The 26,497-nt window shown below is 50.2% G+C and carries 25 protein-coding genes and 2 pseudogenes; 13 read left to right on the top strand and 14 right to left on the bottom strand.

Going from position 1 to position 26,497, the window contains the following annotated elements:
* Positions 1-38: 38 nt before the first annotated feature.
* Complete coding sequence (locus RCF31_RS24615) at positions 39-641, bottom strand: site-specific integrase (protein ID WP_416413939.1); 603 nt, start codon at positions 639-641, stop codon at positions 39-41.
* 192 nt (positions 642-833) lie between these two features.
* On the opposite strand from RCF31_RS24615, the gene RCF31_RS24610 reads away from it, so the two are divergent.
* Positions 834-1,373 carry a VOC family protein gene (locus RCF31_RS24610; protein ID WP_416413938.1) on the top strand — a complete coding sequence of 180 codons (540 nt, stop codon included), beginning with the start codon at positions 834-836 and terminating at the stop codon, positions 1,371-1,373.
* Between the two features lie 228 nt (positions 1,374-1,601).
* Here RCF31_RS24610 and tnpC read toward each other — a convergent pair.
* Positions 1,602-2,594: pseudogene (tnpC, locus tag RCF31_RS24605) on the bottom strand (IS66 family transposase); the annotation flags it as partial.
* Positions 2,595-2,821: 227 nt separating this feature from the next.
* On the opposite strand from tnpC, the gene RCF31_RS24600 reads away from it, so the two are divergent.
* Positions 2,822-3,079, top strand: a complete 258-nt coding sequence (locus tag RCF31_RS24600) for a biofilm development regulator YmgB/AriR family protein (RefSeq protein ID WP_416413937.1) — start codon at positions 2,822-2,824, stop codon at positions 3,077-3,079.
* A 463-nt stretch (positions 3,080-3,542) separates the two neighbouring features.
* On the opposite strand, the gene RCF31_RS24595 is transcribed toward RCF31_RS24600, so the two are convergent.
* Positions 3,543-3,668, bottom strand: a complete 126-nt coding sequence (locus RCF31_RS24595; RefSeq protein ID WP_299449710.1) for a hypothetical protein — start codon at positions 3,666-3,668, stop codon at positions 3,543-3,545.
* Positions 3,669-4,586: 918 nt separating this feature from the next.
* On the opposite strand from RCF31_RS24595, the gene RCF31_RS24590 reads away from it, so the two are divergent.
* Positions 4,587-4,862 carry a hypothetical protein gene (locus RCF31_RS24590; RefSeq protein ID WP_416413936.1) on the top strand — a complete coding sequence of 92 codons (276 nt, stop codon included), beginning with the start codon at positions 4,587-4,589 and terminating at the stop codon, positions 4,860-4,862.
* Positions 4,863-4,969: 107 nt separating this feature from the next.
* Here RCF31_RS24590 and RCF31_RS24585 read toward each other — a convergent pair whose 3' ends face one another.
* Positions 4,970-5,857 (bottom strand): SDR family oxidoreductase, encoded by an 888-nt coding sequence (locus RCF31_RS24585; protein ID WP_416413935.1) that lies wholly within the window; start codon positions 5,855-5,857, stop codon positions 4,970-4,972.
* Between the two features lie 417 nt (positions 5,858-6,274).
* On the opposite strand from RCF31_RS24585, the gene ycgZ reads away from it, so the two are divergent.
* On the top strand, positions 6,275-6,514 hold the full coding sequence (ycgZ, locus tag RCF31_RS24580; RefSeq protein ID WP_416413934.1) for a regulatory protein YcgZ: 240 nt from the start codon (positions 6,275-6,277) through the stop codon (positions 6,512-6,514).
* 84 nt (positions 6,515-6,598) lie between these two features.
* On the top strand, positions 6,599-6,859 hold the full coding sequence (locus RCF31_RS24575) for a biofilm development regulator YmgB/AriR family protein (protein ID WP_416413933.1): 261 nt from the start codon (positions 6,599-6,601) through the stop codon (positions 6,857-6,859).
* Between the two features lie 73 nt (positions 6,860-6,932).
* Here the strand turns inward: RCF31_RS24575 and RCF31_RS24570 are convergent, their stop codons facing one another.
* Positions 6,933-7,340, bottom strand: a complete 408-nt coding sequence (locus tag RCF31_RS24570) for a YgiW/YdeI family stress tolerance OB fold protein (protein WP_416413932.1) — start codon at positions 7,338-7,340, stop codon at positions 6,933-6,935.
* 228 nt (positions 7,341-7,568) lie between these two features.
* Between RCF31_RS24570 and RCF31_RS24565 the strand changes: the two genes are divergently transcribed.
* The 3 genes from RCF31_RS24565 to RCF31_RS24555 all read left to right on the top strand — a co-directional run bounded on the left by RCF31_RS24565 (position 7,569) and on the right by RCF31_RS24555 (position 11,109).
* A complete protein-coding gene (locus RCF31_RS24565; RefSeq protein WP_416413931.1) occupies positions 7,569-7,751 on the top strand; it encodes a hypothetical protein in 183 nt (60 codons plus the stop codon).
* Positions 7,752-7,898: 147 nt separating this feature from the next.
* A complete protein-coding gene (locus RCF31_RS24560; protein WP_416413930.1) occupies positions 7,899-8,663 on the top strand; it encodes a hypothetical protein in 765 nt (254 codons plus the stop codon).
* An 82-nt stretch (positions 8,664-8,745) separates the two neighbouring features.
* Complete coding sequence (locus tag RCF31_RS24555) at positions 8,746-11,109, top strand: phosphoketolase (RefSeq protein WP_416413929.1); 2,364 nt, start codon at positions 8,746-8,748, stop codon at positions 11,107-11,109.
* A 28-nt stretch (positions 11,110-11,137) separates the two neighbouring features.
* Here the strand turns inward: RCF31_RS24555 and katE are convergent, their stop codons facing one another.
* The 7 genes and pseudogenes from katE to fdhF all read right to left on the bottom strand — a co-directional run bounded on the left by katE (position 11,138) and on the right by fdhF (position 20,706).
* Entirely contained in the window at positions 11,138-13,402 is a 2,265-nt protein-coding gene (gene katE / locus RCF31_RS24550) for a catalase HPII (RefSeq protein WP_416413928.1), read from the bottom strand.
* 529 nt (positions 13,403-13,931) lie between these two features.
* Positions 13,932-14,381 carry a DUF421 domain-containing protein gene (locus RCF31_RS24545; protein ID WP_416413927.1) on the bottom strand — a complete coding sequence of 150 codons (450 nt, stop codon included), beginning with the start codon at positions 14,379-14,381 and terminating at the stop codon, positions 13,932-13,934.
* 11 nt (positions 14,382-14,392) lie between these two features.
* Positions 14,393-14,830 (bottom strand): hypothetical protein, encoded by a 438-nt coding sequence (locus tag RCF31_RS24540; RefSeq protein WP_416413926.1) that lies wholly within the window; start codon positions 14,828-14,830, stop codon positions 14,393-14,395.
* A gap of 112 nt (positions 14,831-14,942) precedes the next feature.
* Complete coding sequence (locus tag RCF31_RS24535; RefSeq protein ID WP_416413925.1) at positions 14,943-15,878, bottom strand: cytochrome d ubiquinol oxidase subunit II; 936 nt, start codon at positions 15,876-15,878, stop codon at positions 14,943-14,945.
* A 10-nt stretch (positions 15,879-15,888) separates the two neighbouring features.
* Positions 15,889-17,196: pseudogene (locus RCF31_RS24530) on the bottom strand (cytochrome ubiquinol oxidase subunit I).
* Positions 17,197-17,248: 52 nt separating this feature from the next.
* Positions 17,249-17,734, bottom strand: a complete 486-nt coding sequence (locus RCF31_RS24525) for a DUF1641 domain-containing protein (RefSeq protein ID WP_416413924.1) — start codon at positions 17,732-17,734, stop codon at positions 17,249-17,251.
* Positions 17,734-20,706, bottom strand: a complete 2,973-nt coding sequence (gene fdhF / locus RCF31_RS24520) for a formate dehydrogenase subunit alpha (protein WP_416413922.1) — start codon at positions 20,704-20,706, stop codon at positions 17,734-17,736. Before fdhF ends, RCF31_RS24525 begins: the two co-directional genes overlap by 1 nt.
* Positions 20,707-21,021: 315 nt before the next feature.
* On the opposite strand from fdhF, the gene RCF31_RS24515 reads away from it, so the two are divergent.
* A complete protein-coding gene (locus RCF31_RS24515; protein WP_416413920.1) occupies positions 21,022-21,507 on the top strand; it encodes a CinA family protein in 486 nt (161 codons plus the stop codon).
* 49 nt (positions 21,508-21,556) lie between these two features.
* Here the strand turns inward: RCF31_RS24515 and RCF31_RS24510 are convergent, their stop codons facing one another.
* Positions 21,557-22,690, bottom strand: coding sequence for a glutathione-independent formaldehyde dehydrogenase (locus tag RCF31_RS24510; RefSeq protein ID WP_416413919.1), 1,134 nt, complete (start codon positions 22,688-22,690; stop codon positions 21,557-21,559).
* A 259-nt stretch (positions 22,691-22,949) separates the two neighbouring features.
* Between RCF31_RS24510 and RCF31_RS24505 the strand changes: the two genes are divergently transcribed.
* The 4 genes from RCF31_RS24505 (at position 22,950) to RCF31_RS24490 (ending at position 24,492) form a co-directional block, all read left to right on the top strand.
* Positions 22,950-23,117 carry a general stress protein gene (locus RCF31_RS24505; protein WP_021185151.1) on the top strand — a complete coding sequence of 56 codons (168 nt, stop codon included), beginning with the start codon at positions 22,950-22,952 and terminating at the stop codon, positions 23,115-23,117.
* Between the two features lie 185 nt (positions 23,118-23,302).
* The gene (locus RCF31_RS24500) at positions 23,303-23,776 is read left to right on the top strand and encodes a ferritin-like domain-containing protein (protein WP_416414170.1); all 474 of its coding nucleotides are present in this window, start codon (positions 23,303-23,305) and stop codon (positions 23,774-23,776) included.
* Positions 23,777-23,800: 24 nt separating this feature from the next.
* Complete coding sequence (locus tag RCF31_RS24495; RefSeq protein WP_416413918.1) at positions 23,801-24,310, top strand: ferritin-like domain-containing protein; 510 nt, start codon at positions 23,801-23,803, stop codon at positions 24,308-24,310.
* Positions 24,311-24,369: 59 nt separating this feature from the next.
* Complete coding sequence (locus tag RCF31_RS24490; protein WP_416413917.1) at positions 24,370-24,492, top strand: hypothetical protein; 123 nt, start codon at positions 24,370-24,372, stop codon at positions 24,490-24,492.
* Positions 24,493-24,553: 61 nt separating this feature from the next.
* Here RCF31_RS24490 and RCF31_RS24485 read toward each other — a convergent pair whose 3' ends face one another.
* Positions 24,554-26,341, bottom strand: coding sequence for a thiamine pyrophosphate-requiring protein (locus RCF31_RS24485; RefSeq protein WP_416414169.1), 1,788 nt, complete (start codon positions 26,339-26,341; stop codon positions 24,554-24,556).
* Positions 26,342-26,497: the final 156 nt, after the last annotated feature.

Below are 26,497 nucleotides of genomic sequence, written 5' to 3'. Positions count from 1 at the left end.
GCTAATGGCACAGGGCTGCTGTTGCAGCCCTGATAACCTTAGACTTCAATAGATTCGGAGATCTCTAAAGCATCATCGACTTCAATGCCCAGATAACGGACTGTGCTTTCCAGTTTCTTATGGCCCAACAGTAGTTGGATCACACGGAGATTCTTGGTTTTCTTGTAGATTAGGTAAGGTTTTGTTCTTCTCATGGAATGTGTGCTGTAAAGCGAATCTTCGAGACCAAGCTTTTTTATCCACCCATGAAAAATTCGGTTGTACTGCCGGGTTGATATGTGCTGATTAAGTCCGACCCGAGACTGAAACAAGAAGTCTTTACTATGCAAATTGCCAAGCTTTATCAATGCAGCAACAGCTTCTCTTGTTCCTTTGGTTATCTCAAATTGCACGGGACTACCGGTTTTCTGTTGCAACACCGTAGCTCTGCTTGAAACAGAGCTACCATATGCAACATCAGATACTTTGAGGTTGACCAGATCACAGCCCCGTAGCTTACTGTCCTGGGCCATATTGAACAGAGCTAAATCACGCGTTTTACCTTCCAGTTCAAGCCTGATTCGAATACCCCAGATATGAGATATCTGAAGTGGTCTTTTTTGGCCGATGATACGGTCTTTGTTACACGGTAACGTGTTCATACTCAAATCTCCTGCATTGTGGGAGATTTGAGTATGGTTGTCCCTTATGAGCGTAAGCGGACGTCAAAGGATGGAGACAGGGAAGTTCTGCCACATTAACCTAACAACCCTGTAATGAAGTCCTGATGCGGCTTTTAAGCGAAATGAACTACCCTCTGTAGGAATCATTCGAATAGTTAACAGAGGGTAAACATGCGAAATAAAAGAGAACGCCCCCTTAACAGGGGCATAAACCATGTAGGGCTAACCGTTCCGGACCTGCAGCAGGCAACTGAATTCTTGCAAAAGGCGCTGGACGCCAGGTTTGTTTATAACGGTCTCACAGATAATGATCCTCCAAGAAAAGGGACAGATACTGAGAGACAACTGGGTTTAAGCTCGGACTCAATGATTATCAAACAACGGTTACTAAGGATTGGTAATGGTCCAAATCTAGAGCTTTTTGAGATAGTAAGCAGGGAGCAGGAACAACCAGTAAGACTGCAGGATATTGGCTGGAACCACATTTCACTTTACGTGGACGATATAGATTACGCGGTGGAAAGGGTAAAGGCAGCAGGAGGCAAATTTCTTTCAGAAATACACGGAAACTCGCGTCATGAAGATACTGAAGATAATGCCAGCGTATACTTCCAAGCCCCATGGGGCAGCCTGATAGAGCTGCAATCGATACCGAATGGTTATTATTACCCCGATGATACCGAAGCAGATACATGGATACCTGAACCGTAAACGACATCGCAGGTAATGACACCTGAAAAAATCTCTAAAAAAAGGTCGCTCCCGGGGCGGCCTTTTCCGCGTCTGTAGCTGATTGAGTAAACATACGACTACTTTCGCACCCCTCTCCAGGGTGCCTCAGCGCGATTCTGGCACTTTTTCTCCCCGGCTCAAACCTAAAAAAATTCCGGCGAGTCGTAAGCGTACAGCGAGAGCCGTATTGACAGGATGATCCGGAGATTATTCCCCGGGCAGGGTGACGCGCCACGGCAGTAACTCACCGACGCGATTGACCGGCCAGTCGGCGATTACCGACAGCACATGGCGAAGATAACGTTCAGGATCGATGCCGTTTAAGCGGCAGCTCCCGATTAACCCATACAGCTGCGCGCCACGATCGCCGCCGTGATCCGAGCCGAAGAACAGGTAATTTTTCCGCCCCAGACTCACCGTCCGTAGCGCGTTTTCCGCGATATTGTTGTCAGCCTCCGACCAGCCGTCGCTCGCATAGTATTTCAGCGCATCCCACCGATTGAGGGCGTAAGCGAACGCCTTTGACAGTTCCGAGTGTCGTGACAGCGTTTTCTGCTTCTCCCGCAGCCATCCTTCCAGTGCGGTCAGCAGCGGCACCGTTTTTTCCTGCCGCACGGCCAGACGTTCCGATGCGCTTTTGCCCCGGATACCGGCTTCAACAGCGTACAGTTCCCCGATACGGTGCAGCGCTTCAGTCGTGGTGTCAGACGGCGTCCGGACGTGAACGTCGTGGATTTTACGCCGCGCGTGCGCCCAGCACGCCGCTTCCTTTATATGGCCTTCGCGGTACAGCTCGTTGAACCCGGCGTACGCGTCCGCCTGCAGCACCCCGCTGAACCCCGCAAGGTGCGACTGCGGGTGCATCCCTTTGCGGTCCGGCGAGTACGCGAACCACACCGCCGGCGCCATCACCGAGCCTGCGTTCCGGTCGTCGCGCACGTACGTCCACAGGCGCCCGGTTTTGGTTTTACCGTTGCCCGGCAGCAGCACCGGCACCGGCGTATCATCGGCGTGAAGTTTGCCGTCTGTCAGCACGTAGCGCGAGAGTGCCTCGTCCAGTGGTGACAGCAGCTGACAGCACGCGTCCACCCAGCCCGACAGCAGCGAACGGCTGAGCGTCACGCCCTGCCGCTCATAGATATCTGACTGCCGCTTCAGCGGCGTGTGCTCCGCGTACTTTGACGTCAGCACCCGCGACAACGGTCACAAATCTGACGCCACATACAGATAATGGAAGCAAAGCTCACGATATTGACCATACTTACTCTGACTGATGACTCCCTGTTATAAAATAGTGCCTTGCACTGCCTCTGAAGCTAAAGAACCCCCCATTATTCAGAGGTTTTTTTGTCTTTATTCTTGTGTTAGGTGACTTAGCATAACGCTCTTTCATCTTTGAACATCCATCATTCCTCTGAGGTAGCTAAATGGCAATTACACGCCCAACCGAGACGCAAATCGATACTTATATCAAAAGTATCGATCCACTTTACGTTAAAGCTAAAGCTGTGATTATCAAAGTTGAGAATGATTTATGGTTATCCAACAATATGATTAGCAATAAAAAAATTATCGAGGAATTAGTGGTAATGCTTGAGTCAGAAAAAGAGCCGTACTTACTTGATACTTATCGAATGGCACTACAAATGATTCTTGATCAAACACCCGACGATGTCTACCAATGAGTGCTATGCTTTAAATGGTGTTACAAAAAGATACTATTTCCTTTCATTGGACTGTTAACCCCTGCTTCAGGGGATTTTTTTATTCGCGCAGTTAGTTTATGTGACAAAGGTTAATAAAACTGAAACCGCCCCGAAAGGCGGTTATTAGTTTATCGCTTAGGCGATTCCTCATTAGGTAACTCTTCATCTTCATCCGGGAACTGGCTATCAGGGACCTCACCTTCGTCAGGCTGCGGTTCAACATCATCTGGGCGTTCTGACATACTGATCTCCATGTTGCGTAACTGGTAATCTAAATTCTAGCGCTATTATGATTATAATTATGAGCATTATAACGAATGCGTGATTTAAGCGTAGTAAAGAGAATAAAGAAGACTCCCCCCTTTCTTTTTTATGAATATCGTCTACACAAACCGTTATTGTAATAATATGAAATAAAAAGCCACCTTAAGGTGACTTTTTATTATTCCTTTGAATTCCTGTCTCTTTTTGTCGCTTTTTCCTTGGCTGATTCTTTATTGCCTGTCGGAAGTTTTCCAGGTGTAGAAGCGCTTCCTTCACTCCCTTTTTTACCTTCTTGATTGGTCATATAAGCCTCCAACATTACTTGGTGTTAAAGTCATTATAGCTAATAAATGACAATTCAGATGTTCTCTATCAATTATGTTATGAATTATTCCAATTCTGTAGGTAGTCTCTGTCATCATTTTCGAGACCGAGTACAGGCTTATTGCTGTAGCGCTTAAGTAAGAAACTACTCAGGGCATCGTTGATTCAGTACAGCCTCAGAGAATTCCTGTAGGCTTTCAAACAACTATCCATCAGCCCTTATCTGAGCTTTTCTCAAAAACTGCGTTGCGGTACCGTTCTCTTCCCTGTGAGTTCGGTTCTCTGTGTTTATTGTAAGCTTCCAGCCAAGAATAACTTAGGTAAGATCGCCTTAAGGGATAATGAAGCGAACCTGCTTTCTCATAACGGCTCTGTTTCTTTAAGATAGCAGAATGCAGCCAAGGCGAGAAAAATTAGGGTTATTCATGATGATTCTGCCCATTGGATGCTAAGGCGTAGCGTCACCATACAAAAGCATAACATTTGCGTCAGCTTTACTGGCAGGAGAATGGGCATAGCAAGAAATCAATTTATTTACCTGATAACATTAACCCTCGCGGGTCTTGCGCAGTAGTTTAGCTGCATCGTGAGTAATGGCTCTGACAGGCAAGTGACCGGATGAAGCCTTCATGCGTTCCAACTCATAGATGATATTGTCTCTGTTTACCGGAAGCCCTTTTGCTACGATCGTGATCACTGCTGCACCAATAGCGCATCCGATTAAACCTGTTCGACCTGTTTTAGAATAACTCATAAGGTAAGATGCATATTTGTAACGTTTTTCTTCACTATAGCATGAAAGGAGAATTATAAAACTTTTATCACGATGAAAATCAAATAAATTTACTGGCAGTGTTCGCCCCGGCATTTTGTTGCGCAAGGAGGAGATGGAAAAAAAATGGATAAGTGCTTAACTAATAATATGGGCGGAGAGTGGGGGAACTTTATGAATCTTGACGCATTAGCACGATATCTTGATCTTACAGCACAAGAGTTAAGAGAAGCAGGAATTAGCCAAAATGACATTCACGAAGATCCAGGTGACAAAGTTGACTTAATTAATAATTATTATTATTTTAATGTCCCTGACAAAACACCACAGCATATACTGGGTAAAAAAAATTGGTCTATTGGAGAACGGATAGACTTCCCCGGGGAAATCCTTGACTTATAGCCTATTTTTTCGATGAAAATTTGATAAAGGCAGCATGGGGAGTAAACGTAAGAATGATGATTCATTTCAAACACGGTGGCCGTAGTCAGAGGCCACCTATGATGAAATCAAACTGTGCCAGTGCCACCATCAGAACACCAGACTTGACCGGAGGTGTAACTTGCTTCATCGGAAGCGAGCAGTACGTACAGAGGAGCGATTTCCACCGGCTGACCTGGACGACCCAGTGGAGCCTGCTCGCCAAACTTTTTCAGTTTTTCCTGTGGCTGCCCGCCTGAAGGTTGTAGTGGCGTCCAGTAAGGACCCGGCGCAACAGCGTTAACACGTATTCCTTCCGGAGCCAGTTGTTTCGCCAGCGCTTTTGTGAAGATGGCGATGCAGGCTTTGGTCTGCGCATAATCCAGCAAAATATCGCTTGGTTCATAGGCCTGCACAGACGACGTATTAATAATGCTGGCACCCTTTTTCAGGTGTTTCAGCGCTGCTTTGGTTATCCAGAACATGGCATAAACATTGGTTTTGAATGTCGCGTCAAAATCTTCAGTAGTAAGCTCGCGGATGGATGAGCAGAACTGCTGGCGGCCCGCATTGTTCACCAGAACATCCAGTCCACCCAGTTCGTTTACGGCTTTTTCCACCAGTTGTGTGCAGAATGCTTCACTGCGAATATCCCCAGGCAGAGCGACGGCTTTACGCCCTTCTTCACGGATAAGTTTGATCACCTCTTCAGCATCTTTTTCCTCTGCGGGCAGGTAACCAATGGCAACATCCGCCCCTTCGCGTGCAAATGCAATCGCCGTGGCGCGTCCAATACCTGAATCACCGCCGGTGATCAGCGCTTTTTTGCCTTTAAGGCGACCATGCCCCTGATAGCTGGTTTCACCATGATCCGGAACAGGGATCATATCGGATGCCAGACCAGGAGCATTTTGCGGTTGTTCTTTAAAAGGAGGGGTTGGCAGATGAGGCTGATTATTTCCAGTGGCATGCGACATAATTACCTCTTTAATTTCAGCTTGAGCATTAATTATTTCAAATGAACAATTTATTCTAGTTCATGCCTGTAAAAATGCTAACTGGAAAGGTTATTTAAGCAATATCCTGAGTTAAATCCCCCCTAATGCAGATGATTCTTAACACGAATTTCGGATTCAAAATAATATGTTCGGGAGTACCTCTCCGAAATAATTTATCGGCGTAAAAACATTCATGAGACATAATTTAAGTCTGCGCTATAAACTTTCATGCCTGATCACTTTTTTAAGTCACTGATTTTAAATCAATAGCACTAAAAGATAAAAAATCATAAGCGCGCTAACAATTTTTTTTTGTACAGTTTTAACTCACCGCGAAGATTAAGTTACATTTGAACTGCACATTTTATAACCTCTATTTTTTCAAAAGGTTTGATTATGCGTCAGAACAATCTGTCATCTTCACCGTCTCATGAGATCACACAATATTTTTATGAAACGTCCCTCCCCTCACAGCAGGAAATGCTGGGGCAGATTGTGACTGAAACATTGCGCTCTGGAAAAAGACTTAACCGGAAGACGATTTGTACCAAGCTGGTGCATCGTCTTGAAGTTTCAGGTAGTGCTGAAGAGGAAAGAAGGTACCGGGAGCTGATTGGTCTGCTTCTTGGTCGTTAATGGTGGATATTTACCCTGTATTTTATATGCAACCTCACTCAACCCTCAACAGTGCAAGCAATTGCCATAGCAGGAAACCTTTCTATGCCTCAGGCACCTGAAGTCGAAACCAATCTCCAGGCTTTTTTTCATCAGACAGACCCCAACATTGTACTGAGTGAAACGGAATGGATCGATGCGGCAGTTTTGTCTATTGAAACCGCGCGCCAGCACGCGACGAATAAAGATATTATTCTGTGGTTAATCGCTAAACTCGAAACCAGCCATGATGCATTGCAGCAGGATGCACTACGTAACGCTTTAGAGATTGTCGTGGCAGGCACACCCGACGATCCCGAAAGTTAACCAAAAAAAACCTTCACAGAAAGGCGGAGAGCACTGTGAAGGTAAATTACAACCAACCGGCTAATCTCGATATTTAAAGTCGTCGAATCTCCCGCACGATGATTGTCGAATGCGTTTGTTCATGCATCAACTGACCATTAACGGAGACAAGATCATCAGGTTTCACTTCCTGTCCCTGCCAGACATTATCTTTGATAATGAGTGCAATACTGCCCTGCTCATCACGCAGAAGATACTCATTCTTACCGTTCTGCTTGTTGATATTTCCTTTCAGTGACACCCATGTCCGGTCAGGTAATTTTTCCAGTTCTTTAGTCGTTATTTGATGCTGCCCATCAGTAATTCCCCGATAGCCATCTTTTTGCTCATGCGGTGCAGGCGGCTGTCCATCAGGATTAAATCCACCCTTTTCAGCGGAGTATCCATGAAATGACATCGTTATGAGAACACTAAAGAGAGAAATAAGTAATCGTCTCTGCAAAACAGCCTCCATCGGGGAAATTTAATATGAATGAATTAAGTCTAACCCTGATTGTTCGAATAGCAACCAGACAAACCAGGAATGATAGGCGAAGCGCGGGATTAATTTACTTATTCAACTATTTTTAATTTTCATTTATTCACTTTACCGCTTGCATTAATGATGTCATAAGCTACATTTTAAATGTTACTTTTAAATTTCATTAAGTTAATGTATCTGGAAATTCTTATGAAAAATCACAGAAAAGACGCAGGAAATTTACATGATTTAAGAACCCTGTTAAACGACGAAAGTCAAACAGGAGTCAGGGTTGAGAAGAATTTCTTTAAGAATAATCTGGAAAGAGATATTGCTGCCAGTTGCAAAAGTGGCAAGAAAACTCTTCCAGTTGCGGAAAAACAACCTCAGTGATCTTTAGCAGAATTTAAACGCGAATATTCAGTTCCCTCATCTCCAGATTATTCCGTTTTCATCAACAGCGGCGAGAGCAATCGGATAGCCGATCTTTTTGTTTTCTCTTTGCATTTACACCATCAATTTCCCCATCAGGGGGCATGCATGATTTTATATACCACGGATACGCTCTGCGCTCTCACCAGAGCGCATCCGGCCAATCTTCGTCGCTGGAATCGCAGTGGATTACTCTCTCTGCAGCATCCTGGTGAAGTATGGGACAGCGTCCATATGGAGCAGGTACAGGGCATTCTGGCTGCCACCGCAAACGGTATGACAGCCGGTGAGTTAGCGATCAGTATCGGACAGGGGATTCCCCTGGTTACCGGAGGCTGGTCTGCACGGCGGGGAGAAGTGCTATTCGAACTCGAATACGGATCCCTGCGTTCGCTTTCACGTATCGTTCGCAGTCTGGCGGGTGATTTCAGTGGTGATGATTTTATTAACCGCCTGATGCGCCCGTTAAGTTGCTGGCTGATGCAGGATGCCAATAAAACATCGCCTCTGCGACATCAGCGCTTCCATGATTTGGTCCGGTTTCATGCCGAAACGAGCAGCCGGGCCTCTCAGCGACACGACTCCATCCCGCTTTACCTTGAAGCTGTCAGCACAAAAGATCGTAACGAAATCTGGCTCGAAGCCATTCGGCTGACCGCGCAGGGATTCTGCATCGAGGTCTGTCCCGGTACCAACATGGGGCAACTCCCGGCGGAGCATCATCAGCATCATTTGATGTGGTGTGGCGCAGGTATCAGCAGCAGCAGGATGAGCAAGTATCTTGAAGAACGAGAATCCGGATACCCGGTAATGCTATGCGGCCCTGACCAATCCATTCTGAAAGATTCGGTAGCATGCATGGTGTCACTCTGATTCTCATAGCGCCTCCGTATAGGCGCGTGGCCCCAGCCCTGTCAGGTTTAATAACACCCCATTCTCCGCTGGAGGAATCTGCATGCTCCCATCAATTTCCGCTAACGAACTCGCCCTTCTTGACCGTTACTGGCGCGCCGCCAATTACTTATCCGTCGGCCAAATCTATCTGATGGATAATCCACTCCTGCGGGACCCCCTGCGCCCGGAACATATCAAACCACGCCTGCTCGGGCACTGGGGCACCACTCCGGGGCTCAACTTTATTTATGCTCATCTCAATCGCATCATCCGCCAGCGTGACCTGAATCTTATCTACGTTTGTGGTCCCGGTCATGGCGGCCCCGGCATGGTGGCTAACACCTGGCTGGAAGGCAGCTACAGCGAAATTTATCCGCACATCAGTGAAGACGCCGAAGGAATGCAGCGGCTGTTCAGGCAGTTCTCGTTTCCGGGCGGCATCCCCAGCCATGCGGCGCCAGAAACGCCGGGATCGATTAATGAAGGGGGGGAACTGGGTTATTCACTTTCCCATGCTTTCGGTGCAGCCTTCGATCACCCGGATTTAATCGTGCCCTGCGTGATTGGCGACGGTGAAGCAGAAACCGGGCCGCTTGCCGCCAGCTGGCACGGCAACAAATTCCTCAACCCTCAACGTGATGGTGCGGTGCTCCCGATTCTGCATCTCAATGGCTACAGGATCGCCAGTCCAACCTTGCTGGGGCGAAGCAGCGATGACGATCTCCGGCAGTTATTTAGCGGCTACGGCTACGAACCGCTGTTTGTCAGTGGCCATGAACCGGACAACATGCATGTGCAGATGGCAGATACGCTGGACACTGCCTTTGATAAAATCGCCGCTCTCCAGCAGCTTGCACGCACGGGACAGGCTGACAACACGGTACCGCGCTGGCCGATGATTATCCTGCGCAGCCCGAAAGGCTGGACGGGTCCCGCCGCCGTTGACGGTAAAAAAGTCGGGGATTTCTGGCGCGCCCATCAGGTCCCTGTCTCAGCCTGTCGGGAAAACGAAGACCACCGGCAGATTCTTGAAGAGTGGATGCGTAGCTACCAGCCTGACGATTTGTTTGACACCGCTGGCTGCCTGAAACCGGAACTGAAAGCACTGGCCCCGGCAGGGGATAAACGTATGGGGGCTTCACCTTATGCCAATGGTGGCCTGCTGCGCCGCGAGCTTAACGTTCCTGATATCCATGAATTTGCGGTAGATATCTCCACGCCCGGTGCTGACAGCGCCCAGGCGACGGAACGTCTTGGCCATTATCTCAGTGAGGTATTTCGGCGGAATAAGGATAATTTCCGCCTGTTTGGCCCTGATGAAACCGCGTCGAACCGGCTGTCACCGGTGTTTGACGTCACCAGTCGCAGCTGGATGGGGGAAATCAAACTTTTTGATGAACAGCTGGCGCGCGACGGGCGCGTGATGGAAATCCTCAGTGAACATCAATGTCAGGGATGGCTAGAAGGCTATCTGCTGGCGGGTAGGTATGGTCTTTTCAATTGTTATGAAGCCTTTATTCACATCGTCGACTCGATGTTCAACCAGCATGCCAAATGGTTGAAAGTCACGCGCAAACTGGGATGGCGTAAGCCCATCGCCTCGCTGAATTACCTGTTGTCCTCACACGTCTGGCATCAGGATCACAACGGCTTCAGTCATCAGGATCCGGGTTTTATCGATCATGTCGCCAATAAAAAGGCCGACATTGTGCGTATCTATCTGCCACCCGATGCCAATACCCTGCTATGGGTGGGCGATCATTGCCTGAAGACCTGGGATCGCATCAATGTGATTGTGGCAGGCAAACAACCTGCGCCGCAGTGGCTCGATTGTGATAGCGCCATTGTGCACTGTGAAGCGGGCATGGGTGAATGGCGCTGGGCGAGCACCAGTGAGGATCCTGAGGTGGTGATGGCCTGTGCGGGCGATGTTCCGACGATGGAAACACTGGCAGCCGTGGATTTACTGCGTGGCTGTCTTCCAGGCCAGCGTATTCGGGTGGTGAACGTGGTGGACCTGATGGCGCTGCAGTCCTGTGAGCAACATCCGCACGGTAAATCCGACGCTGAATTTGATGCGTTGTTCACAGCGGATAAACCGGTGATTTTTGCTTTTCACGGTTACCCCAGCCTGATCCATCGGCTGACCTGTCAGCGTAACAACCACCGCAACTTTCATGTGCGGGGTTTTAATGAAGAAGGCACCACCACCACCCCTTTCGATATGACGGTACTGAACGAACTGGATCGTTACCATCTGGCGCAGGAGGTGATTTTACGTGTCCCCGGCCTTGCCGAGCGTCATCCTGAATTGCTCGATGACCTGCAGGAACGCATCGCGGAACATCACCGCTATGTCCGGGAATATGGCGAAGATGTTCCGGAAGTCCGTAACTGGCAATGGTCAGGGAAGAACCCGCAGTAAGGCGGACTACCGAAGTCCGCCTGCCGGGTTATGCCGCCACTGTCGCCGCCTTCTGGCTGCGTGACCAGACGCGATGGGCCGCCATCGCGGCAAGAAAATCGGTCATCAGCGCACCCTCAGCTTTGCTTCCTTCTGCCAGCCCTTCTTCGGTTTCACTGTCCTTCAGGCTGAACTGCGCTTTGAAGCGGCGCGCATCACCGCTCAGGCCAATGACCTTCAGATGTTTATAGGCTTCCAGCAGGAAGTAACGCGCATCCCCACTCAGCAACAAAGCATCAATGTTACCGTCCGGCACCAGCACCGCGTCAAACGTCAGGGACGGCAGACCGTTGAACGTCGCATCGATCGGCAACACCGAGCCATCATCGGCGCGTACCTGCCCCATATGGGCCGCCAGCAGTTTGGCGTGCACGCCTCTGGCTTTCAGTTCCTGCAATACCGCCAGCATATCAGCCGCTTTCACACCATCACTGACCAGCAATGCTACCTGCCGCCCTTTGATATCCCCACCCGGCACGGCATACAGGCTGAGGCTGTCATCCTTTGTCAGCCCATTCACCTCTTTTGCGGTGACAACTTTCCGCTGTTCCTGGGTAAATTCAATGCCGAGATTATCCGCCACGCCCTGCGCCAGGTCAGGATCGATATGCAGCAGATGATCGACCACCCGTTCACGGATATAGGCCCGACCCACCTTGCTCAGCTCGAATGAGAAAGCACCGACGATATGTTGCTGTTCCACGGGCGTCTGGCTCTGCCAGAACAGTTTTGGCTGGGAATAATATTCACCAAAAGAGTCGCTGCGCTCACGTACCTTCTGCCCTTCAATCCTTTCCTGATAGCTGTCGAAGCCACCCTTCTCCGCAGCAGGGGGGCTTTCCCGTGGCCAGTTATCGTTGATTGAATTAGGTTCGTAGTTGGCCGGATTGGCATCAATCTCCATCCGGTGCATGCCCTGACGCTGAAAATTATGGTACGGGCAGACCGGCCGGTTGATTGGTATTTCATGAAAATTAGGTCCACCGAGGCGGCTGATTTGGGTATCGGTGTAGGAAAAAAGACGGCCCTGCAACAGCGGATCGTTGGTGAAATCCAGCCCCGGCACGATATGGCCGGGGTGAAAAGCAACCTGCTCGGTTTCCGCGAAAAAGTTATCGGGATTCCGATTCAGCACCATCCTGCCCACCCGCTCTACCGGCACCAGTTCTTCCGGGATCAGCTTGGTGGCATCAAGGATATCGAAATCGAAACTGAACTCATCCTCTTCGGGTATCAGCTGAAGCCCCAGTTCATACTCAGGAAAGTCACCCGCTTCAATGGCCTCCCACAAATCGCGACGATGGAAATCAGGGTCTCGACCCGTGAGTTTCTGTGCCTCATCCCACAGCAGCGAAGCCTTCCCGGCCACCGGTTTCCAGTGGAACCGGACAAAGGTGGCTTTACCTTCCGCGTTAATCAGACGGAAGGTATGAATACCAAAGCCTTCCATGGTGCGATAGCTGCGGGGGATACCGCGATCGGACATCGCCCACATCACGTTATGTAACGTTTCCGGTTGCAGCGAAACGTAATCCCAGAAGGTGTCGTGTGCGCTCTGACCTTGTGGCATTTCGTTATGCGGTTCGGGTTTCACCGCGTGCACAAAATCCGGAAATTTATGGGCATCCTGAATGAAGAACACAGGCGTGTTATTCCCCACCAGATCGAATACGCCCTCTTCAGTGTAGAATTTGGTCGCGAAGCCGCGAATATCGCGCACCGTATCAGCAGAGCCTGCCCCGCCCTGTACCGTCGAGAAACGCACAAACACCGGGGTGACGGTGTCCGGATCGCTGAGGAATCCCGCTTTGGTTAACTCTTTCAGTGAACGATTCGGCTGGAAATAGCCGTGTGCCGCTGAACCACGGGCATGCACGATACGCTCGGGAATACGCTCATGGTCAAAATGCGTGATTTTTTCACGCATGATGAAATCTTCCAGCAGGGTCGGCCCGCGCGTACCGGCACGCAGTGAGTTCTGATCATTGGCGATACGGGTGCCCTGATTGGTGGTCAGGTCCTGCTGCGTGCCATTTTTTCTAAAGGGATCCAGCTGATCGATTTTAGGGGTTCGGGTGTCGGGAGCTTTCAGGCTGCCCGGTGCGGTGGGTTCTTTCCCCGGTGGTGTCGGTCTGGCTGATGATTGATGTGAGCCATCAGCCGGAGCCAGGCTACCCAGGCCGGGCTTAGCGGTTTCTGGTCCTTTATGGGGTGCCCGATGGGTGAGTTTTTTTCCTTCTGTATCTTTTGACATTGCGAAAGTCTCCAGTGAATTATCACCTTATTAACTGTAGAGCAATCGCGTCAAAAGTTAGCGTTGAAATGCTAAATTACAGGAAATGACATGAAATTCATCTCAGCGGACTCGCTTATTTCTCATTAAGAATGCACTGAATAATGATGAAATTTAGCGTTAAATCTGCCAGACCGGACAATAACCCACATGCGTGCACTACAATTTCATAAACGACAACACATCGATAGCCTGAAAATATATTAATTCCACAAGTAAACCTTATTTTTCATTCACTCACTGAAAAGGAGAACATATGAAATTATTGACTAAAGTAACCTGTGTCGCATTGAGTCTTGCCGCATTGACAGGATGTATGCACCGAAGTGAAGCCGTCCGCGATGATGGACGTCCCCATGCGCCGAGCGGGCAGGCCAACCCTGGAGGGACTCTGGGTTCCGGTCCTGTTGGACAACCTCAGTCCTGAATGGAAACGCCCGGACAATGGCCGGGCATTCTTTACCGGTGCTGTGTGTCATCATAAGGCTATTTATTTTTCTGCCGCAGGTATGACGGAAATATGACCATTGACTTCAAATACGGCATATTTTATCTGGTCTATCTGCTCCAGCCCCTGTGATGACCGGGCTGACTCAAGGATATCCTCCTTACTTATCCCGGCCATCTTCATACGTTTTTCCAGCAGGTTGCCATTTTCAACCAGAATAATCGGTCCGCCCTCTGCCATTTGTTCCAGCGAAGGAAATCGCGTTTTGAGTTTTCCGAGTAAAATATCAATCGTCACGAGGGTGATAATAGTCAGTGCAGCACCCGTCACAGAAAAATCATCGCCCAGCAACGCCTGCTGAGTGGCTTCACTGATAATCAGTAACAGAATCAGATCAAAGGATGTCATCTGCAAAAGCGTACGTCTGCCCGCGATTTTAAATACCACCATCAGAACAAGGTAGATACCAGCCGCTCGCAATACGGTTTCCATATCATACTCCTTCAGGGGTATATCCACTGGGTAAAGTTGACCGGTTGATGGTTATCAGCGCTGACACTGATGGCTACCCGCCCCGGTTGCTGTGACTGGAGTCCCAGCCATACCGTATGGCTCCCTCCCGTATTGCGGGATGAATACGTCAGCCGCATATCACTTCCGTCGGAAAGGGCCTGGACTGGCTGGGGCTGTAATGTCTGTATCTGCAAGGTATTCAATGCCCCGCTTCCTATCGTGACAGTAAATTGTCCACCGGGCGGCGTATCAATCCTGATACTCATTTCCATATTGCTCTGTACCCGACCAAAGCGTTCATACTCCACCCTTAGCGAGCCATCAGCTGATTGTGCCAGGCCATTACTCAGAAACCCTTTAGAAAACAAACCGCATGCTCCAAGGATGACAATGGCAATCAGAGCGTATTCCCCGATGCGCTGAATCAATGACTCCTGCGTAACCAGATGATGTTTTCTTTTATCGGGTAATCCCGGCTGCTGAATTCATCTTTATTCATAGGATTCATAGGCCATAAACCTCGCGATCTTTAAAGATGCTTTACTTCTGATGATGGCCTTTCATTATCCAGAACGACCAGGTGTGATAAATCAGCGTCAGGGGGATCATGACTGCAGCCCCAATCAGGACGACCTGTTGGGTAACACTGGAAGCCGCGCTTTGATACAAATTAACCTGACCTGGAATGAGCCAGGGATAAACAGCGCAGATGATACCGGTTAACGTCATGGTAATAAGCGTAAGGGTCACGATTAACAGCCAGAGAGCATTACCGCGCCACAGCGTGAAAAGCTGTAAAAACCAGAACAGCCCCATCATGATAATGATTAATTTACCGAACGGTCGCTGCCAGCACTGCAACCAGAGTGACGGGTTGAGCAGCAACAGAACGATAGATATCAGTAACGTTATGACCCACCACATCCAGGCATGTGCGCCTGCCAGAGGAAACACTGAATCCCCGATCCGCCAGCGTAGCCAACAGCTCGCCAGCAACATATAAATCGTCATGACGCCAAGTCCGCTCATTATGGCAGCAAGATTTATGCTGCCATCCGGCTGTGGGGTGATGATGCCCCCAGCGCACCAGCCCTGAGTAAACGCAGCCAGGGCCGAACCCGCTGCCAACAGGCGATCAAGCCAGCGTCGCAGCCTGACTGTTGCTTCAGCGCGATACTCCAGCGCCAGTGCCCGCCCAAACAATGACAACAACATGATAAATACCGGCACAGCCAGCGAACTCAACACAAGGCTATACGCCGCAGGGAATAATGCCAGCATGCCCCCTGCAAACAGAACCAGCCAGGTTTCGTTTGCATCCCAGATTGGCAGAATGCTGTGGGACATCAGCTCCCGCTGTTTTTCTTCACTGAACCAGAAGAAAAGCATTCCCACCCCTAAATCGGTGCCGTCCAGTAACACATATATCAGCAGAGAAAAGCACAGTACCAGAGCAGACAGTTCAGCCAGTTGCATACTTATCTCCTTAGTTTGGCGTTTTCAGGACCAGTACCACCGTTTCTTCTTCCTGAGGTAACGGTGATGCCACCTGCCGCAGGAGATAGCGCAATCCGAGCGAGAAACCCAGACCATAGGTCATCACAACCAACAGAAAGATGATGAGGGTCGTGCCGAGCGACAGTGGAGAGATGCTGTCGCTGGTACGCAGCATGCCGAAGACCGTCCATGGCTGCCGGCCAATTTCTGTCACCATCCATCCCGAGAGTAACGCGACAAACCCTGCCGGTGACATCCACACCAGCCCGCGTAGCATGCGGCGGGCGTGCCACAGTTTTCCCCGCCAGCGCTGTTACCCGACCACGAAGCTGGTCATAAGCATGACCATGCCGAACCCAACCATGATCCGAAAGGCGATAAATACCGGGGCAACCGGAGGCAACTGGTTACGGGGGAGTTCGCTCAGGCTTTTGATGTGGCCGGTCATATTGTGCCGCAGATACAGTGAACCTATATCCGGGATGCTGACTTCAAAATGGTTGCTCTGTAATTGCTGATCCGGGATGGCAAATAACCGAAGTGGTTCACCTTCACCGTTTCCCGGGGGATGCCAGGCCCCTTCGATAGCAGCGAGTTTGGCGGGTTGATAGCTTAGCGTATTTTCTCCATGCAGATCGCCCGTCACCATTTGCAATGGCAGCGCGACCAGCGAGAGTGCCAGTGCGCCTGAGAGCATAAGACGGGATGCGGTCTCCTGAGGTGTCTGGAGTAGCCGCCAGGCTGCTACCCCCATCAGCAAAAAAGCCACACTGATTAATGAAGCCAGTACCATATGCATGAAACGCCAGGGAAATGAAGGAGCCGCCAGCATCATCCATCCATTTAGTGGTAAAAAATGCCCGGCATCATCCCTGGAGAACCCGATCGGTGTCTGCATCCATGAGTTTGCTGCCAGGATCCAGAACGTGCTCAGAAAAGCCCCAAAGGCAACGAGGCAGGTGACAGCAAAATGGAGTTTCGGCGGGATCTTTCCCATGCCAAATAACATTACGCCGGTCAGTGCCGATTCCAGAAAAAAAGCCACCAGAACTTCATAGAACAGCAGCGGGCCGATCATGCCTCCCACCTGACGGGCAAAACCAGCCCAATGCGTGCCAAACTGAAATTCCATCACTACGCCTGACACGGCTCCCACCGCGACAGTCAGCGAGAAGATTTTTAACCAGAAGTGCAGCGCCTCACGGGCACCGTTTTGTTTTCCCCACAACCATCGGGCCTCAAACCAGACGAGAAAGGGAGCCAGCCCCAGCGTCAGCGCTGCCAGGGTGATATGCATGCTCATGGTCAGCCCAAACTGAACGCGTGCAATCAAAAGCACCCAGTCAGCGCTACTCATGGGTGCTTTTACCGCTGTAGCGTGTTACCGGCGGCTGCTCATCCTGGCGCATCTGTTCACTGAAGGTTTCGACGGCAGCGAAAAATGGCCTCAGGCTTTGCCACAGTGCTTCATCATTGAGCAGCTTCAGAACACCGCGAACGCCGGGTGCGGCTTCCGACTGTTCCGCTTTATCACTGGCGGGTTTGAGTGCCATTGCCGCCTCACGTAATGCCAGCAAAATATGGTTAAAACGTTCCGGCGGTATGGTTCCGATCGCCATCAGCAGCAACGAAAGGTTTTGTACCACGTTTTGCGTCGCTGGCCGGTTCAGTCCGGCAACCAGAATCTTCCCGATGTCGCCGTTGGCTTTGACCGCATCGTTGGCCAGACGCAGAAAACCATGCTGATGCAGATTTTCAATCAGTTCATCAAGCGCTTCCTGAGCGGTGGCTTCGGTTCGCGTTGGCGGAACCTGATACTCAAGTCGTTCAGCCATTAATATTTCTCCGGGTGATCGGTGTGATAGGGGGGCTGGCAATAGCCTTCCTGCTGCCTTTTATCCTCGATGGGTAGATGATCAAGTGGCGTGCGGCTGCCGTTGCGGAAATTGTGCTGAGGAATGGGATCAGGCTGTGGGCGGCGCGACAGTCGGGTCATACTGACCGCGATTTCTTTATATGCGGGTGTATTCACGTCGGGATCATGATGTTCACCGGTGAGGCCGTTAATGCCGGGTTTACCATGATGGATGGGTATGAACAGCACATTGCCTTTAACACGTTTTGTCACTACCACCGGCACATCCAGCTCGCCCCGGCGGGATCGCAGCTGCACCCAGTCTCCCTGCTGTAAACCTCTCTGCTCCGCCAGTTCGGGGGAAATCTCGACAAACCAGTTAGGTGACAGAGACATAATTCGTCCACCCTGTCCGGTCTGATTGGTCGACTGGAAATGCTCCAGCATACGCCCGTTATCCAGTAGCAAATCGTATTCTTCGTCCGCCTGCTCCATCGGCGGCTGCCATTCAAGCGGGTGGAGTTTTGCTTTGCCGTCGGGGAAGTGAAATTGTTCGGTATACAGCAGTGGGGTGCTCTCTCCCTGTGGCGTGACCGGCCAGATTTGCGATTGCCAGCCCACCAGATACTCATAACTTACACCCGCAAAAATCTGCGCGATGCCCGCAGCTTCCGCCATAATCGCGCCGGGATTCGGGTAATGCCAGTCATGCCCGAGCTGCGCCGCAAGTTCGGTGAGAATCTGCCAGTCGGGTCGGCAGTCACCCAGCGGACTCATCGCGGGTAAAAAATGCTGGATTCGTCGCTCGGTGTTAACGAAGGTGCCCTCTTTCTCAATGGACGGACACCCGGGTAACACCACATCGGCAAATTCCGCCGTACGGCTCATGCAGATATCCTGCACCACCATAAAATCCAGGCGACTGAAGGCTTCGTGAACTTTGGTTGCATCCGCGTCTGAAAAAGCGGTTTCTTCACCAATGACATACATCGCGCGCAGCTTCCCTTCATGCGCATGCTGCACCATCATAAAGTTATCCACGCCCGGCTTGTCCGATAAGGCCTCAGGGTGAACACCCCAGGCTTTTGCCCACTTATCACGAATATTCGGATCGCTGACTTTCTCATACCCCGGGTAAACGTTACTCAGACAGCCAAAATCACTGGCCCCCTGCACGTTATTGTGACCGCGCATAGGGTAGCCGCCTGTTCCCGGACGGCCATAATTACCGGTAACCAGCAGCAGATTGGAAAGCGCAGTACTGGTATCCGCACCGTGACTATGCTGCGTAATGCCCATCGCCCAGAGCAGACAGACGCTGCCCGCCTGCCCAATCATCTCACCAGCTTCTGCCAGTTGCTGCAGCGACAGCCGGGTGATATCACTGGCGAACTCCAGCGTGAAGGGCGCAAGCGACGCCCGGTATTCATCCACCTGGTTTACGCGTTGTGCAAGAAAGTCCTGGTCAGCGTAGTCGTGATCAAACATATATTTCGCCATCGCCGATGCCCACACCATGTCGGTGCCGGGGCGAATACGCAAAAAGCAGTCTGCCCTGTCTGCCATTTCATGACGGCGTGGATCCACGACCATCAGCTTTTGCCCGTGATGCTTGTGGCTTTGTTTAATACGGGTCGCAATGACAGGATGGTTTTCCGCCAGGTTACTCCCGACGGTGATAATCAGCTGAGCCTGTTGCAGATCCCGGATGGTCCCGGCATCACCGCCATACCCCACGGTGCGGAACAACCCTTCGGTAGCCGGGTTCTGACAATAACGTGAGGAATTATCGACGTTGTTGGTGCCGAAAATTAAGCGGGCTATTTTCTGAGTCAGGTATGCTTCTTCGTTACTTGCCTTACTGGAGCCAATAAAACCGATGGCATCACCACCATAACGCAGTTCAACCTTGCGTAACCCCTCAGCGACGCGTTGCAGCGCCTCCTGCCAGGATGCCGGGCGGAAACGGCCATTTTCACGAATCAGCGGCGTGGTAAGTCGATGGGGGCTGTTGACAAAATCCCAGCCAAATTTTCCTTTTACACAGGTAGAGATGCCATTTGCCGGCGCTTCCGCCACGGGTTGTATTTTCAGTATATGGCGGTCACGCGTCCAGACTTCAAAACTACAGCCTACGCCACAATAGGTGCAGACGGTTTTGGTTCTCCTGATCTCCGCCTGGCGCAGGGCATTATCAATCAGGGAAATACCGGTAATCGGTTCCATGCCAATGCTGGGTTCCAGCGCTTTAATGAAATTGATCAGGGGACGTTTTAACCCTTCATCCATCGCGGTAAATGGCCCGGCGTCGGGTTGCATGGTTTTTTCCAGCAATGCATTGCAGGGGCACACCGTGACGCAATGACCACAGCTGACACAGCTGGACCCGGCAATCTGCGTGCCACCATCCCACAGCACCCGTGGATGGGCATCGGTGTAATCAATCGACAGCGTTTCGTTGACCTCGACATTCTGGCAGGCTTCGACGCAGCGACCGCAGAGAATACATTGATCCGGATCGTAGGTATAAAACGGATTGGAATTGTCTTTATCGTCGGGCTTAGGCTGGTAGGGATAATACTGGATCGGGATATGCATATCAGCGACGGTATTATGTAACGTGCAGTCACCCGTATTGTGTTCGCATACCGTGCAATACAGTTCATGACGGTTTAAAAGGCGATCCATTCCTTCCTGCTGCGCTACCCGTAATTCTTCACTTTCACTGGTGATGACAAGACCATCATGAGTGGTCAGGGTGCACCCCCGGACACGTTCCCCGTTGGCGTCCACCCAGCATACATCGCAACTTTCAAGTGGTGGTAACGCCGGGTGGTAGCAAACGTGAGGAAGTTTTTTCCCACTGGCTTGCAAAAAATCAATTAAGGGTTGATTTGCCTTACCCATTAATCGCTCACCATTGAATAAAATACTGCAACTCGTTTCGCTCATTGAATGCCTCATCACGACAATGCAAAAGGCCAGCAGACAGGCTTATATCTTAATTATTTGGTGTTGAGCTTTTAATTTTAGTCCTAAACAATTGGGTTTCCAGTCAGGCCGCTTCGGTTAGTTAATTTCACCGAACCGACGTTCATTTGAAATGATGAAATCTGAAAGAGATAAATCGAAAGTAACAAGACGTTGCTAAAGCGACAACTAAGAATAATCTGTCTATTTGCCGCATCGCTTATTTAAAACTGCAGGCGGGGATTTTATCTATAATTCCCTTACGTATATGCAACAGGGAATTTATTCCGGTGAAATATGAATGAGGAATTAATCAATGCTGCAACGGCCTTAAGTAAAACACTTTTGTCCCGGGGGCTAACAGTCACCACAGCGGAATCATGCACCTCCGGCTGGGTGGGGTCATCGCTGGCCGCAGTGACTGACAGTAGCCGTTTTTACAGCAGCGGATTTATTACCTATTCCGATCGGGCGAAGCAGCGTCTGCTGGGCGTGAGCAGCGAAACATTGCGCCGCTATACCGCCGTGAGTGAACAGGTCGTCCGGGAGATGGCTGAGGGGGCAAAACAGCGCGCGGGTGATGGCATCGGGATAGCAGTGAGTGGCTATGCGGGGCCGGACGGCGGTGAAGATGGCACCCCGCCAGGTACTGTCTGGTTTGCCTGGCACTTACCCGGCGACCAGGTCCATACCGCCTGCCGACAATTTGAAGGAAGCAGTGAAGCGGTAGTCCATCAGGCAACACTTTTTTGTCTGGAGGAATTGCGGCAGATACTGGGGTGATAATGTTGTGGCGGTCACGACCAATAGCAGCGACCGCCTGAGGAACTGATCATGGCTTAAGGATCACTTTGGTCCACCCTTCAGAGCGGTCATCGAAATGCCTGTAACCCTCAGGTGCATCAGCCAGCGCCAGCCGGTGGGAAATAATCTGCCCCGGATGCGCTTTATCCTGAGCAATCAACCGGGCAAGCTGGCGGTTATACGCCTTAACATTGGCCTGGCCGGTGCGAATGGCCTGCCCTTTGAACCAGAAGCTGCCGAAATCGAACGGCATTTTACCCTGTTTTGCCAGCTCAGTTGTCGCGCCGGGATCCTGAGGAACAAACACCCCCACCACGCCAATCCCGCCGGTGGCTTTAGTTGAGGCAACCAGGCAGTTCATTGTCACCGAATTATCCTCATGCCCATGTTTATCGCAGCATTGATATCCCACACACTCACAGCCGCAGTCGGTACCGCGCCCCTCCGTCAGATCCAGAATTTTTTGTACGGCTTCTTCTGCTGGCGCATTAATCGTAATGGCTCCCATTTTTTCCGCCAGGGCCAGGCGGTCCTGATGGGTATCAATCACAAAAACCTGCGAAGCACCTTTGATCATGGCTGAATGTGCAGCCATTAAACCAACGGGTCCGGCACCATAAATCGCCACACTCTCACCAGGATGTAACCCTGCCAGCTCGGTAGCATACCAGCCGGTGGGAAAAATGTCAGACAACATGACATAGTCCTCTTCCTTTTCGACCGCATCCGGTGGCAGCACCAGACAATTGAAATCAGCAAAAGGCACACGCAATAGCTCAGCCTGCCCCCCGTCCCAGGGACCCATTTCAGCAAATCCATAAGCCGCCCCAGCGGAACCGGGGTTCGCCGTGAGACAAAAACCGGTCAGCTCTTTTTCACAGTTTTCACAAAAACCACAACCTACGTTGAAAGGCATACAAACATAATCGCCCACCTTAATCCTTTCAACGCCACTGCCAATTTCAACCACCTGGCCGAGGTTCTCATGACCGAAAATTTTTCCCTCTTCGAAGCTGGTTCTTCCCTCATACATATGAAGATCGGAACCACAAATATTGGTGGTGGTAATACGGACTAAGACGTCCGTTGGACGAACAATTTTCGCATCCGGTACATTTTTTACCGTTACGTCATAAGGCCCGTTATAGACAATTGCTTTCATGGATTATATTCCTCACAGGATGATTCATTCAAATTTGCGTTATAAATTAACAAACGGAGCGGAGATTTTTACAAAATTAAAAACACTGCATGTACAACCTATTAAAAACTAAGCATGGCATAATATGAAAAACAGACAAAATAAATGAGGTATTTTACTTGCGCATTATCATTTCTTAGTTAGGCTTTAAATTGAACGACGCACATGACAAAATAAATATTTGTTGCCATGTAAATTATACTCATGAAGAGGTATTATTATGACTCAGCACAGAGGCGGTTCAGGGAATTTCGCAGAAGACAAAGAAAAAGCGTCTGAAGCGGGTAAAAAAGGCGGACAGCACAGCGGCGGTAATTTCAAAAACGACCGTGAAAAAGCTTCTGAGGCCGGTAAAAAAGGCGGCCAGAACAGTAATCGCGGCTCCTGAATAAAATTACCACTCCGGTAATGTTCAGATTTCGGCAGGGACGCTAAAAATCCCACGACAACACCCCGCTTTTCAATATGTTGCCTGAAAATAAAATATCACCTCTCGGGAATTTAAGCTTCTATGCAGGGGGGAGTATTCCAATGAAATATATTAACTGCATTATTTCTCTGGAGCCGATTATTATGAAAGTGGAAACATTAATAGAACTGTTTATTCATGACCTTTCAGATATCTACAGCGCTGAAAAACAAATTACCCGCGCTTTACCTAAGATGGCGCGAGCGGCAACCGACCCCGACCTTATTAATGCTTTTCAGCTGCATCTGGAAGAAACGCAGGGACACATTGAACGCCTTGATAACGTTGTCGAAAGCCATGAAGAATTGCGTATCAGGAGAATGAAATGCCATGCGCTCGAAGGTTTAGCCGAAGAAGCACAGGAAATTATTGAAAGTGTTGTTGCGGGTCCGGTAAGAGATGCCGGTCTTATTGGCGCGGCGCAAAAAGTTGAACATTATGAGATTGCTACGTATGGAACTCTCATCGCGATGGCCAAAAAACTGGGTCTGAATAAAGCAGCTACTTTACTTGCTGAAACGCTTGAAGAAGAAAAAAGTACGGATGTTAAATTAACTGAGATAGCCGCACAGCATTAATCTGTTGCTAACAAGGAGTAAATTATGTCTTCTTCACTTTCTCATTATCATGACTGGCTGAAAGATGCGCATGCAATGGAAAAGCAGGCCGAATCCATGCTTGAGCAAATGGCTAAACGACTGGAAAACTACCCTGAACTGAGGATTCGCATTGAACAGCATCTGGAAGAAACCCGGCAACAGCAGACTTTGCTTGAAACCATTCTTGATCGCCAGGGTATTACCCATTCAAGCATTAAGGACGTGATGGGAAAAATGGCCGCGATAGGACAGGCTTTTGGCGGCATATTTACCGAGGATGAGGTGGTGAAGGGTGCAATAAGTGGGTATGTTTTTGAAAATGCAGAAATAGCGAGCTATATGAGTCTTATCGAGGCGGCAGCTCAGGTGGGTGATGATGAAAGCATTCCTATCCTGAAGCAAATATGCGAACAGGAACTGGCTATGTCGGATTGGCTGGTGAGTTATCTGCCTGAACTCACTCAGCAATTCCTGACAAGAAGTGAAGAGCCTGGAGTAGAGGCAAAGCGGTAAGAGCTATTGGTTTACCCTAGCTAACTTACCCTTCATTCAGCTTATAGGAGGGGAGTGTTATGACCGATCGTCCTGTTGAAGGTGACCACCCGGACTACAATCCGCGTAAAGAATCGCCTGATAAAAAGCTAAAAGATGATGAAAAAAATGCACCGGGGTCAGGCGACAAACAACCTGACTGACTGTTAAACCGCCGAGAGGCGGTTTACTATTTTTTGCCAGCCAGCTCCGGAGACGATGCACTTATTGATCCCGTTTTTTTGAGAATAACTGGCTGGCAGTGTCCCGAATGACCTGAGATGCACCGAGGTCGCCTTTAGCCATGGATGACATAAACGCTTTAGCCTGCTTAAAAGTAATATGCGGTGGCAGAGGAGCCACTTCCGGATCCGTTTTAACTTCGAGCAAAACAGGACGGTCAGCGCTGAGGGCACGCTGCCAGGCGCTGGTTAGTTGCTCCGGATCGTCAACGTAGATGCCTCTCAGCCCCAGCGACTCGGCAAATTCGGCATATTTAACGTCAGGCAGCTGCTGTGTGGCTTCAAAACGGGGATTACCTTCCATCACGCGCTGCTCCCAGGTTACCTGATTCAGATCCTGATTATTAAACACGCATATGATGAGGCGCTTATCCGCCCACTGCTGCCAGTATTTCTGGATGGTGATCAGTTCCGCCATGTTATTCATCTGCATCGCCCCATCCCCTACCAGTGCCACGACCGGGCGTTCAGGATGGGCAAATTTTGCCGCTATGGCATAGGGAACAGCAGCCCCCATGCAGGCAAGACCGCCTGACAATGTGGCACGTTGTCCCTGCCTGACGCGATAGTCGCGCGCAAACCAGTTGGCACAGGAACCGGAATCTGATGTGACAATGGCGTTGTCAGGCAGCTGTGGAGACATCTCCCAGACGACACGCTGAGGATTAACAGGGTTAGCGGCGGCAAACGCACGCTCCTCGATTTGTTTCCACCATTCCTGGACTTGTAGTGCAATGCTCTCCTGCCATTTGCGATCTTCTTTATGAGACAGGAGAGGTAACAATGCGCGAAGGGTTTCCGCTGCATCACCGTGGAGATTGACCTCGCAGGGGTAACGTAATCCAAGCATGGCTGGATCGATATCAATCTGCACGGCACGCGCCTGTCCTTCTTTTGGCAGAAATTCTGTCCAGGGGAAACCGCTGCCAACCATCAGCAGGGTATCGCAGTGCTGCATCATCTCCCAGGAAGGTTTCGTACCCAGCAGACCAATTGAGCCTGTGACAAAAGGCGCATCATCCGGCAGGACATCTTTGCCGAGTAACGCTTTGGCAACGCCAGCGCCCAATGCATTCGCTGCCTGTACAATCTCAACGGCGGCCCCACGCGCACCTGAGCCAATGAGAATGGCGACCTTTTTCCCTGCATTGAGTACATCTGCCGCACGTTTGAGGTCTGCGTCATACGGGATGACTTTTGGGGACTGGTATCCGCTTCCGGAGTGAGTGAAGCCATGAAGATGCGGGGGAGATTGCCATTCTTCATCCTGAATATCTTTAGGAATAATCACTACCGCCACGCCATTCTGCGCTTTGGCAATGCGCACGCCCCGATCGATAAGGTGACGTACCTGGGCAGATGATGCAGCCTCCTGTACGAAGTTCGCCACATCCGAGAAAACGCGATCTAAATTCATTTCCTGCTGATAGCTGGCACCTCTGGCTGTAGCCTCTGCCTGACCCGCAATGGCCAGCACGGGAACGTGATCCATTTTTGCATCATACAATCCCGTCAGGAGATGCGTTGCTCCCGGGCCTCCGGTAGAGAGGCAAACACCCAGTTCACCGGTAAATTTGGCGTGTCCGGCAGCCATAAAGGCCGCCATTTCTTCATGGCGTACCTGGATAAACTCGATTCCCTCACCTTTTTCGTTCGCACGCTGAATAGCCCCCAGTACGCCATTTATACCGTCGCCAGGATAACCATATATGCGAGTAACACCCCACTCTTTCAGGCGCTGAACAAAGAAGTCACTGGTTTTCATGCTCATCATGATGTTTCCTTCTTCAGGTCATGTGAACCTAAAGCATAGACGATGAGACTGACTGAACTGTCCACTGATGCACGTCCAGGGAATGAATTATCCTGTGACACTGCCCCGAAACCCTGCGCTATTAAGGATCAGAATATCGTTCTTTTACGGCAT

It is taken from the genome of Pantoea sp. App145, from assembly GCF_047947045.1.
Lineage (GTDB): Bacteria > Pseudomonadota > Gammaproteobacteria > Enterobacterales > Enterobacteriaceae > Pantoea.
Note: the sequence above shows the minus strand (reverse complement) of the source record. Positions and strands in the feature narration are given on the sequence as shown.